The sequence below is a fragment of the Lentilactobacillus sunkii DSM 19904 genome (assembly GCF_001435575.1).
Taxonomy (GTDB): Bacteria; Bacillota; Bacilli; order Lactobacillales; family Lactobacillaceae; genus Lentilactobacillus; species Lentilactobacillus sunkii.
On record NZ_AZEA01000041.1, the window covers coordinates 1 to 10642 of the forward strand.

A 10642-nucleotide genomic window follows, 5' to 3' on the forward strand; every position below is an offset into this window, starting at 1 on the left:
GTTATTTGTACTCCCTCACCCTTGGTGGCTCATACGTGCTCATGAACTTATAAATTTCGTCCAATGAATCTGAGAACAGTACCTTTTTTCTGTCTTCCGCCGTTAAAAAGCCCTCACTTGTCATCTTGTCGAACATTTCTGCTAACGGATCATAGTAGCCGTTGACGTTATAGAAGACACAAGGGTTTGGATTGTCTCCCAATCTTGCCCATGAAAATGCCTGGGTGATTTCTTCGAGGGTGCCGATGCCGCCGGGGAGTGCGATACAGCCGTTTGAGATATTCATCATCTCTGCTTTTCTGGCAGACATGTTGTCCGTAACGGTTAAATCGGATAGTTCCTTTAACCTTGGGGATTCAGCGCCACGGGCAACTAATTGTTTGGTTGTTACGCCATGAACTTTACCACCCTCAGATAGGACTTGATCGGACAGAATGCCCATCAGCCCGACTCCGCCGCCACCATAAATTAGTTGCAGGTCGTGTTCAACCAACCATGAAGCAAGTTTCTTGGTTGCATTTATGTAAACTTCACTATCTCCGGTCGAGGCCCCGCAATACACCGCTATTCTTTTCATTGTGATCTCCTTTTTGCGAATATTATAATATTATTTTACCCCTTTTTCTGAAAACAGTTTTTGAAAATTCGATAGGTGGACTATAATTGAATTACCATTTCACGAAATAGTATAAGGAGGTTACCATGGAGACCTATATTTTGGATGATTCGGATGATATGTGGAGACATTTCGCCAAGCTTATCGGGGCGGTTTCTTGGCCGGCTGGAAAATATCTGGCAAATGAAATGCTTGGCGGTCAGGTATCCGATTGGGAACGGGTCATTGTTTTGATGGACGGGGATCAGCTCGCTGGATTTTGTGCAGTTGTTCGTGAGGATATTGTCAAAAACACCGGATACTCGCCGTTCATTGGGTTTGTCTTTGTCAGTGAAGATAAACGTGGCCATGGTTTAAGCCAACAGCTGGTTAAGCTGGCAGAGGAACAAATTAGACAGATTGGTTTTCATAAAGCATACATTGTTACGAAGCACGTCGGTTTGTATGAAAAAGTCGGTTATGAACAAATTGACAACTCAGTTGATCAATTGGGAAGAAAGATGAGGATTTTAGCAAAAAATCTGTAATTGATTTAGTTGTAATAGAGGAGAGAACGTACTAATGAGAGAAGAGACCACTGTACCAAATCGCCAAAAAGTCATTTTGGGTGCGCTGCTGATTTTCTTGGTGGGTGCCAATATGCGGACAGCGATCACGATTATTCCGCCAATCTTAACTAATATTCAGAACACCTTCAGTCTGCCTGAGTGGTTTCTTGGAAGTTTAACCACGATTCCACTGATTTGTTTTGGAATTTTATCACCAACAGTTACCTATTTTATTAAACGATTTGGGATCTTATCCGTTACGGTAGTGGACTTGCTGCTACTGACTGTTGGAAATTTTATCCGGGTGTATTCCTTTACCAGTCTGCTGGTTGGTACGATCTTAATTGGCGGTGGCATCGCGATGCTGAATGTCCTCGCACCAACCTTGGTATCCTATCTGTTTCCGATGAAAATCGGGACTTATACTGGGATGTATGTGTTTGCTCTTTCACTTTCCAGCTCGATATCAGCCGGTTTTAGTGCGGTTGTCAGCCACTTAATTACCTGGCAGATTATGATTCAATTTGTGTCGGTGATTCCAGTTATCACGATTGTGGTTGCGCTGATGCTCAGACGGTACGGTAGGAAAAAACCGGCAGTTAAAGAAACGGCTAATCCGCTTAATCCGAAAGTCCAGGTCAGTGTTTGGAAACGGCCACTGGCATGGGCACTTGGTGGATTTATGGGATTACAGTCACTGCTGTTTTATTCAATTTTGACGTGGCTGCCGCCCATTTTGATGGCCTCAGGAATCAATCAGAACACTGCCGGCTATCTGCTGGGCCTGCTGCAGTTGGTGGCACTGCCGATTTCATTTGTCGTGCCAAGAATTATCAGTTCGGTTGCCAAACAGTCAATAATGATCTGGACCATCTCAGTCCTGTTTGTGATTGGCATTGGGTCGTTAATGCTCGCTTCACAAAGCTTCTGGTTTGCAGTTGCTGCCTGTGTTCTGCTTGGGCTTTCGACTAATATGGCGTTTAGTGAAGCAATGACCTTATTTTCACTGAAGACCCGCAACCCCAATGAAACAGCTTCTGCATCCGGAATGGGACAGTCAATTGGTTACATTCTTGCCGCAACCGGTCCGATGATCTGTGGCTGGCTGCATGGTCTAACCACAAACTGGTTTGCAGTATTGATCTTTCTGCTTCTTGTCACAGCGGTGATGACTTTTGTTGGTCTGCTGGTCGATCGGGAAGAATATGTTTTTGAATAATCAACATTGATGCAGTGGCGGATTTTCCGACCATTGCATTTTTTATTAAAATAAAATGATAATATGAGTTGACTCTCATATAAAAGTCGCTACAATATACGTTAATATACTTTTACTAAGATCGAATGAGTAGTTGGTGGATTCAGTAAAGAGAGCTGTCATTTAGGTGGAAGACAGTCTGTTAGTGCCGATGAATATGGTTCGTGAGTTGATATAGCCGAGCTTTTGTGAGGTTATGATGTTGGACACATTATCGTCTACAGTTTAAGAACTGACAGAGGAAGTATGCGTGAGTGTACTTCGAAGTAGGGTGGCACCACGATGACATCGTCCCTATACAGTTTTAACAAATAACCGGCTTGTTAATACAAACCGGTTTTATTTTTGCAAATATTGAGGAGGCGTAAGTGTATGAGAAAAGCAGTGGTATCAGTTATCGGTTTAGTCAGTATTTTGGTGTTAAGTGGGTGTGGGAAAAGTTCATCAAGTAAGGACAGCAGTGATCGGACATTTAAGACAACTGCCCAGACAAACGTGATCACAGTCGACCCCAACCGAGCGACAGATGTCGGCAGTTACTTGGCGATCTCACAGGTTGTTGAGGGGTTGTACAAACAGAATAATCAGGGGAAGATTGTTCCGTCGGTTGCAACAAAAATTGTCAAACCAACCAATAATGGCAAGACTTATACCTTCAATTTACGGCATGACGCCAAATGGAATGATGGCAGCCGCGTGACTGCCAGTGATTTCGTCGCATCGTTTAGACGACAGGTTGAGCCAAAAACCAAATCTCAGCGAGCCGGCCATTTAAGCGATATTAAGAACTATGACGTTGTCAATACCGGCAAAGCATCTCCATCCAAGCTTGGGGTCAAAGCTTTGAGTAAATACAAGCTGCAAATCGATTTGAGTCACCCTGTGCCATATTATAATTACGTTATCGCGACCCAGCTCTTTCCGATTAATCAACGAGCACTGGCAAAGTGGGGCAACAAGTATGGTCAAGACTCCGAACATGCTGCGTCTGATGGTGCTTATGAAATTAAAAACTGGAACTCCTCCAAGGATACTTGGAGCTTAGTCAAGAACAAAGACTATTATGATGCGGACAAAGTTGATCTAAAGAAGATTCATTTCCAAGTCGTTAAGACACCGCAAACCAGTATGAGGTTATTCCAGGCAAAAGACATTGACGAAACGCAAATTTCCGGAAGCCTGGTTGCCGACGCCAAGAAGCAGTTTAAGGGTGAAACGGTTGTTTCCAAATACGGTCAGTTGGCATTTATCCCATGGAACAACTATCGCAAAATAACCCGCAACTTGAACTTGCGTCGAGCTCTGAGCTACGCCATCGACAGAAAGTCACTGGCAAAGAACGTTTTAAAGGACGGCTCCACTCCCGCTGAGTCAGTGGTTCCGGAAGGCGAAGTCAAGGATGCCAGCGGCAAAGACTTTAATGCCGGGGTTTCCAATAAGCTGACGTATAATCTGCCTAAAGCCAAATACTATTTCAAGTTGGCCCAGCAGGAATTGGGCAAGCAAAAGATCAGCGTTCAGTTATTAACTGCCGATACGGATGCATACAAAGCGGTGGCTGAATATATTCAGTCCCAAGCTAAAAAGATTTCACCTGATTTCGATTTAACTGTGCGGTCCATTCCACTTCAACAAGAAATTTCTGATTTCAGCAGTCACAAATTTGATGCCGGAACTTTGGGTTGGTCAACCGATTTTCCTGATCCGATTGACTACTTGAATCTGGCCTCCAAGGCAGGCGTTATTAACTTTACCAAGTGGACGAATCCGAAGTATCAAAAGTTGATTGATCAAATTAACGATACGCAAAATCAAACACCGGCACAGCGGGTCAAGCTCCAACAGAAAGCTGCAGAGTTACTCAACTCTCTTCAAGGCGTGACACCGCTCTACCAGTACGCATCGGTTCACTTGAGAACCAAGGACGTCAAAGGTTTGGATTATCCACTTATCGGTTATCAAAAATATGAATATGCAAGTTGGAAGAAATAATGAAGGAGAATATGAATATGACAGTAAGAGTCGGGATTGCCAGCAATCATTTGATTCACCCAACCGACCGTTTTGGCACCAACTTTATCGACTATATTCAACGGGATTATGTGACTGGGCTTAGACAAGCTGGAACACTCCCAGTTGTCTTGCCACTTGGAGACCCAAAAGATGCAGAAGATTATATTTCCGGTGTGGACGGGTTACTTCTTTCGGGCGGGCAGGGTGTGTCGCCAATTCTTTATGGCGAGGAGCCATTGGCTGAAGTTGCCGAAACCGACATTTATCGCGATGAGTTTGAAATCTCCCTCATAAGAGCTGCTCAAGATGCGGGAAAACCGGTTATTGGAATCTGCCGAGGGATGCAGATTATCAACGTGGCATTGGGCGGCACACTATATCAGGACGTTTACAAACAGGCCGGGGCAACAGAGAAACATAACCAGTATCCAACTTCTTGGGAAATCCCAACTCATCACATAACAACTGCAGAAGATTCTTGGCTTAATCGGATTTTAGGTGAGCGATTCGCGGTAAATTCCTTTCACCATCAAGGACTCCATGAACCCGGCGAGAATTTGAAAGTCATTGCGAGAAGTGACGACAAAGTCGCTGAGGCAGTGGAATCTGATGATGGAAAAATCATCGGAGTTGAGTTTCACCCCGAAATGATGCGTGTAGCTCATCCTGAGTTTCAGAAGATTTTTGATTACTTTGTAAATTTGGTTCAAAATAATACTCATAATTAAAAAAACGGAAACCATTTGAGCTTAGAATGGTTTCCGTTTTTGATTATTATTTTTCAGAAGTTGGATTAGTGGTGTAAGCAGCCCAAGCTTGAACGCCAACCGTTCCTAAAATCAGGATTGCCCCGATGGTATCCGGTAGTCCAAAGCTGACACCCAGAAATACAATTGATAGGAAGGTGGCCGATAGCGGCTCAAAAGAACCTAAGACACTAGCGGTTGTAGGCTGAATAAACCGGAGACTTTGCAGGAAGAAGAGATATGCAAACATGGTTCCAAAGATTACCACAAAGCCGATACTGCCATACGTTGTCCAGCTAAATGGTGGCATGTGATCCCAAATCTGATAGTAAAGGCTAAAAGAGATCCCACCAATCAGCATGGACCAACCAACAATTGGAATTGAGCCGTATTTTTTAAGCAGATATCGTGGAAGTAGCGTATAAAGCGTAGAACTCACCGCCGTAGCGAGACCCCACAGAAATCCACCCAGGGGCATTGTGAGCGTGGTTAGCCGACCGTGGGTAACCAACAGGATTGTCCCCAGTAGTGCCATGATGACCGATAAAACATCGATTCTACGGGGAAAACGGCGAGTCCACAACGCCAAGTAGATAATGATGATTGCAGGTGATAAGAATTGCAGGATGGTTGCTGTCGCAACATTTCCTGCTTCAATTGCCATAAAATATGTATATTGCGAAGCAGCCATTCCAATAAAACTAAAAAAGATTAACTTGAGTGCGTCTTTCCCATCATGCCACACAGCCATTTCGGCTTTATGATTGCCAACCATACCATAAATAACTAATAAAATTCCGGATACCAACATTCTAACGGAAACGAGCCAATGGGAGCTGACATGGATATCTTCGAACAGAAATTGGGCGATGGTTCCAGAAATTCCCCATAGCAATGGTCCCAACATTGCCAACGCAATTCCCCTCATTTTCGTGTTTCTCACAAGCTCTACCTCCAATATGCAATGAAACAATTATATTACAAAGATAATCATTTTAGAATAACCCTTTGTAAAATAAAGTGAATTGCGTTAAAGTATCATTAATATTTAATGATAAACTATACATAAGGGGGCCTGCCGATGTTTGATCAGATTGGCCAGATTATTTTTAATAATGAAATTGTCGCAAAAGCCAGCGATTTTAATATGGGAATTGAAGTAGAAACGATTCGGATTGATTCTGCCGGAAGACTGACAAAGGAGCCGTATCCAAAGGCGCTTGGTAATCAGCGGAAGAACCATTTCATCAAAACGGATGTGTACCAAATCCAGAGTGAAATTATTACACCAACTGCACGAAAGTCTTTGGATGCCATGCATTATTTGATGGCGTTGAATGATACTTTGCGGAATGCGTTGGAGCCTAATGAACTGTTGTGGCCGTTGAGCATGCCACCCGTGCTGCCCAAGGACAAAAGCACAATTCCGATTGCAGATGTTGAACCGGAGCAAAAAGCGTATTACGAAAAATGGATCAAAACCAGAAGCGACACCCAAGGGATTCCCGTCGGCGTCCATTTGAATGTCAGTATCAACGACAGTGTCTTGAGGACGGTTTGGGAGTCTGTGGAGGATCAGTATGATTCATACGCGGATTTTGTTAACTACATCTATATCAAGATTGCCCAAGGGTTTGACTACTATCGGTGGTTGATTACTTACTTATTTGGTAACAGTCCAATTGCAGAGAAGAATTTCTTTGAGCCGGATGAAGATCAACCCCAACACGAAGTGCGGAGTATTCGATCTTCAAATTATGGATTGACTTCCGATGTCACCCATAATTACCGCAGTGTGGCAGATTATGTGAAAAATATTGAAAGTAATATTGCTGAAGGGAACCTATTCAGCGAGGCTGAATATCATTCCAGTGTTCGATTGAAGACTGTCCACGGCAATCTAACCAACATGGTCAAAAATGGAACTGATTATATCGAGCTGCGGATGCTTGATCTGGATCCCACAACAGCACTTGGCGTTCGCACCTCTGCAATTCGATTTTTCCGAATCTTGCTGAGTTACTTCATGATGATGCCGACTTTGGAAAGTGATGAAAAAATTAATTTAAAACTTGAGCAGGGACGGGCGATGAACGAGGTTGTTGCCCTTGAAAGTCCTACTCAGCAAACAATTTATCATCATGAAGCGCAGACATTTCTTGATCAGCTCCAGATGTTTGGTGCTCAAATTCAATGGGGACCGGAGTATCAAGAAGTGTTGGATACCATGCAGGATCGACTGGACAACCCTAACTTGACACCCGCTGCTACATTGTGTGATCACGAAGTCGACGGCTCGCTTATGTCATACGGACTGGCAATGGCCAACCGCTATCAAAATCGGGCTCATGAAAATCCAAAGCCATTTAACGGTTTCGAGGAACAGCCTGATATGAACGCAAATGAACTCCGAGAGAGATTGTTTGGTGTAATGGGTAAACCCAAGAACTACAAGAATGGTTAGGCTAACAAATGGAAACTAAATGCGCTGACGTTAACTGCGTCCTACAAGTCTGCTTGCGGGACGTTTTTCAATAAGGATGGTGACTAAATGAAACAGACAAAAGCAGTTACTGATTTTATTAATTCAACGGTTGGCCTGGAAGTGGAAACCCACCGAATTGATGGTAAGGGTCGGCTTAGCAGTCAATCCTATCCCCATGGTCTTCTCAATGAAAAGAAGCACCATTTCATTAAAAATGATTTTTTGGAAACCCAGTCAGAACTCATTACGCCACCCACCAAAACGACGTTAAAAGGTCTGAAATATTTGGGCGTTTATCATCAAGCGCTTCGAAGTGAATTGAAAAGTGATGAATACTTATGGCCCTACAGTATGCCGCCGAAATTAAAATCCGATCATTCAGATATTGTGATTGCAAAGACGAATAAGGAAAACTATCAGTATCGGCAAAAGGTTGCGAAAATTCGCAAACTGGCCCGAACCGCTGAAACAGGTGTGCACGTTAATGTCGGGCTGACGAAAAAGGCCCTTCGATATCTAAAAGGTCAAAATCCTGATGTGAATATTGATGAACTGTATCTCCAGGCAGCCGTTGGATTTATGCAGTATCGGTGGCTGCTGACATATCTATTCGGAGCCACACCGTTTGCGTTTGAAAATTATTTTGCACCGGAAACCAAAGTTCCTGATTACCCTGTCAGATCCTTGCGAAATTCCCACTTAGGCTTTGGAAATGGCTTTATCTCCAGTTATCAAAGCGTTCAGCAGTATGTCGATGAAATTCTTCAAGCGGTTGACAATCAAAAACTGATTGCTCAACGGGAGTACTATGGGACGGTCCGACTGAAGCGTGGCGATGATGTTCGCGAACTTCTGACTAAAGGAATTGCGTACATTGAACTGAGAATTTACGATTTGGATCCGTTTGAACCCTTGGGAGTTTCCGAGGATGCCGTCGATTTGGTCCGCTTAATGTTTGCCTACTTTGTATTCACACAGCCATTTGATTTAAAGAATGTTGACCAACAGATTGCTGAAGCTGGTCGGAAAAATGACGAGGTTGCATTGGAAAGTGCGCTCTCCAAGAGCAAATATCATGACGAAGCACTTAAATTTATCGACCAGCTCGAAAAGTTCAGTGCTCAGGCTGTGATTCCGTTCAATGCTCAGCACCTCTGCTTTAAGATTAAAGAGATGATTGATGATCCGGTACTGACACCGAGTGGGCGCTTGATTAACTGGCTGGGTGATGATCAAGAAAAGGTATTTGATCAATTGTTGGCATTTGCTAAGGGCTATCAAGACGACCTGATTCACAATCCGGCGATTGGATTTGAGTCCTTGAGTACCAATGACCAAAAGGAAATCATGGCAACCCTTAAGAAGGGGATTCCGGTTAGAATTAAATCCTGGTATAAATGAACGGAGTGTGACGGAAGGCGGTTATGCATAGGAAGCGGCCTTCCAAGTAGGCTAGGCGTTGTACGGCCGTCGTTGGAACACGTTCTGGCTAGATATAAGTAAAAATTTGAAGGAGCTGTGACAAAAATGCTAGTTTTGTCTCAACTCCTTCTTGTGATATATATATGCTATTATTCTTTCCAGCGGCCACCGCCACCCAAACGTTCGACCATTTTAGGATCCCGGTGATCGAAGAATGCGGATTCTTTCATGTCCAATTGTTGAATTAACTTCATTTCTTCCTCAGTCAGTTCAAAGTCGAAGATGTTGATGTTTTGTTCCATCCGTTCTTTGTGGACGGACTTTGCTAATGTGACAACGCCACGTTGATAGAGCCAACGAAGGACAACCTGACCGACACCCTTGTGGTGGTTGTCAGCAATTTGACTCAATACATCATTGGTAAATAAGCCGTGCTTGCCTTCTGCGAATGGTGCCCAAGCTTCTGGTTGGATACCCAATTTTTTCATCCAATCCAATTCATCCTGCTGCTGGAACCATGGGTTTAATTCCACTTGATTAACTTGTGGGGTGACATCGTTATGTTGGGTGAGATCCACAAATCGATCGGCATTGAAGTTGGAGATTCCGATAGCGCGGATTTGGCCTTCTTTTTGGAGATCTTCCATTGCCCGCCAGGAGCCATAGACATCGCCGTATGGTTGATGAATTAAATATAAATCCAGATAGTCCAACTTGAGCTTGGTCAATGCTTCTTCAAATTCCTTTTTGGTTGCATCATAACCGGTTGAACTTACCCAAACTTTAGTGGTTACGAATAATTGATCACGGGGAATGCCGGCTTCTTGGATCGCCTCGCCAACTTCAGCTTCATTTCCATAAGCCTGGGCGGTGTCAATCAGGCGATAACCTGCGGAAAGTGCATCCAATACGGCCTGCTTTGTCCCGCCGTTTTCAATTTGGAAAACGCCGAATCCGGTTGCCGGCATTTCAATGCCATTGTTTAGTTTAAATGTTGGTGTGTTCATATTTATTGTTCTCCTTTGTTCTTGTCTTTCAAAAATGGTTTCTTCCATAATTCTTCAGTATGATCTTTTGTCATCTGACCTGAATCAAACTTGGCCAAGTGTTCGTCAAACATGTCGATCTTGTACTGAAGCAGTGCCTGGGTCTCCTTCATCTGGGCCAGCTTTGTGTTCAAAGTATCAAGCTGTTCATGAAGGATGTCCTTTTGAGCAGCGCGGACTTTCCCGCCTTTTCGGGCGAGGGTCGCAAATTCAATTAACGATTCAATCGAAAGGCCTGCACTTCTCAAACTTTTGGCCAGATAAATCCAGTTGAGATCATTTGTTTTATAAACCCGATAACCGTTGTGGTCGCGTTCAACGGGCGGGATAACGCCGATCCGTTCGTAATATCTGAGTGTGTCGGTTGAGACTCCCAGCAATTCAGAAACCTTCTTGCTATTCATGTGCTTAACACCTCCATATCTCAACTTATACATATAGGTTAAACCATGGAGTGGACTCCATAGCAAGGATAAATAAAAATGGGGCCGGGACATAAGTCCCGCCG

Annotated in this window: 10 protein-coding genes and 1 other annotated feature; of the genes, 6 read left to right on the forward strand and 4 right to left on the reverse strand. The window is 43.8% G+C overall.

Annotated elements, in window-relative coordinates:
- Position 1 precedes the first annotated feature (1 nt).
- Positions 2–577 (reverse strand): LOG family protein, encoded by a 576-nt coding sequence (locus FD17_RS12460; protein WP_057826505.1) that lies wholly within the window; start codon positions 575–577, stop codon positions 2–4.
- Positions 578–702: 125 nt separating this feature from the next.
- Between FD17_RS12460 and FD17_RS12465 the strand changes: the two genes are divergently transcribed.
- The 4 genes from FD17_RS12465 to FD17_RS12480 all read left to right on the forward strand — a co-directional run bounded on the left by FD17_RS12465 (position 703) and on the right by FD17_RS12480 (position 5163).
- The gene (locus FD17_RS12465; protein WP_057826506.1) at positions 703–1143 is read left to right on the forward strand and encodes a GNAT family N-acetyltransferase; all 441 of its coding nucleotides are present in this window, start codon (positions 703–705) and stop codon (positions 1141–1143) included.
- A 34-nt stretch (positions 1144–1177) separates the two neighbouring features.
- A complete protein-coding gene (locus FD17_RS12470; protein ID WP_082617226.1) occupies positions 1178–2383 on the forward strand; it encodes an MFS transporter in 1206 nt (401 codons plus the stop codon).
- Between the two features lie 108 nt (positions 2384–2491).
- Positions 2492–2721: a binding site (T-box leader), on the forward strand.
- Between the two features lie 73 nt (positions 2722–2794).
- Positions 2795–4414 carry a peptide ABC transporter substrate-binding protein gene (locus FD17_RS12475; protein ID WP_057826507.1) on the forward strand — a complete coding sequence of 540 codons (1620 nt, stop codon included), beginning with the start codon at positions 2795–2797 and terminating at the stop codon, positions 4412–4414.
- Between the two features lie 17 nt (positions 4415–4431).
- Complete coding sequence (locus FD17_RS12480; RefSeq protein WP_057826508.1) at positions 4432–5163, forward strand: gamma-glutamyl-gamma-aminobutyrate hydrolase family protein; 732 nt, start codon at positions 4432–4434, stop codon at positions 5161–5163.
- 46 nt (positions 5164–5209) lie between these two features.
- Here FD17_RS12480 and FD17_RS12485 read toward each other — a convergent pair whose 3' ends face one another.
- Entirely contained in the window at positions 5210–6124 is a 915-nt protein-coding gene (locus tag FD17_RS12485; protein WP_057826509.1) for a DMT family transporter, read from the reverse strand.
- A gap of 138 nt (positions 6125–6262) precedes the next feature.
- Here FD17_RS12485 and FD17_RS12490 point away from each other — a divergent pair, with 138 nt between their 5' ends.
- Entirely contained in the window at positions 6263–7645 is a 1383-nt protein-coding gene (locus FD17_RS12490) for a glutamate--cysteine ligase (protein WP_057826510.1), read from the forward strand.
- Between the two features lie 87 nt (positions 7646–7732).
- Positions 7733–9067, forward strand: coding sequence for a glutamate--cysteine ligase (locus FD17_RS12495; RefSeq protein WP_057826511.1), 1335 nt, complete (start codon positions 7733–7735; stop codon positions 9065–9067).
- A 170-nt stretch (positions 9068–9237) separates the two neighbouring features.
- On the opposite strand, the gene FD17_RS12500 is transcribed toward FD17_RS12495, so the two are convergent.
- Together FD17_RS12500 and FD17_RS12505 are read right to left on the reverse strand one after the other, a co-directional pair.
- A complete protein-coding gene (locus tag FD17_RS12500; protein WP_057826512.1) occupies positions 9238–10095 on the reverse strand; it encodes an aldo/keto reductase in 858 nt (285 codons plus the stop codon).
- Positions 10096–10097: 2 nt separating this feature from the next.
- A complete protein-coding gene (locus tag FD17_RS12505; RefSeq protein ID WP_057826513.1) occupies positions 10098–10538 on the reverse strand; it encodes a MerR family transcriptional regulator in 441 nt (146 codons plus the stop codon).
- Positions 10539–10642 lie beyond the last annotated feature (104 nt).

What these genes read in the sequence shown, in the direction of transcription:
- FD17_RS12500 (WP_057826512.1), bottom strand. Translation starts at nt 10,095, where the DNA reads ATGAACACACCAACATTTAAACTAAACAATGGCATTGAAATGCCGGCA.
- FD17_RS12475 (WP_057826507.1), top strand. Translation starts at nt 2,795, where the DNA reads ATGAGAAAAGCAGTGGTATCAGTTATCGGTTTAGTCAGTATTTTGGTG.
- FD17_RS12480 (WP_057826508.1), top strand. Translation starts at nt 4,432, where the DNA reads ATGACAGTAAGAGTCGGGATTGCCAGCAATCATTTGATTCACCCAACC.
- FD17_RS12470 (WP_082617226.1), top strand. Translation starts at nt 1,178, where the DNA reads ATGAGAGAAGAGACCACTGTACCAAATCGCCAAAAAGTCATTTTGGGT.
- FD17_RS12465 (WP_057826506.1), top strand. Translation starts at nt 703, where the DNA reads ATGGAGACCTATATTTTGGATGATTCGGATGATATGTGGAGACATTTC.
- FD17_RS12495 (WP_057826511.1), top strand. Translation starts at nt 7,733, where the DNA reads ATGAAACAGACAAAAGCAGTTACTGATTTTATTAATTCAACGGTTGGC.
- FD17_RS12505 (WP_057826513.1), bottom strand. Translation starts at nt 10,538, where the DNA reads ATGAATAGCAAGAAGGTTTCTGAATTGCTGGGAGTCTCAACCGACACA.
- FD17_RS12490 (WP_057826510.1), top strand. Translation starts at nt 6,263, where the DNA reads ATGTTTGATCAGATTGGCCAGATTATTTTTAATAATGAAATTGTCGCA.
- FD17_RS12460 (WP_057826505.1), bottom strand. Translation starts at nt 577, where the DNA reads ATGAAAAGAATAGCGGTGTATTGCGGGGCCTCGACCGGAGATAGTGAA.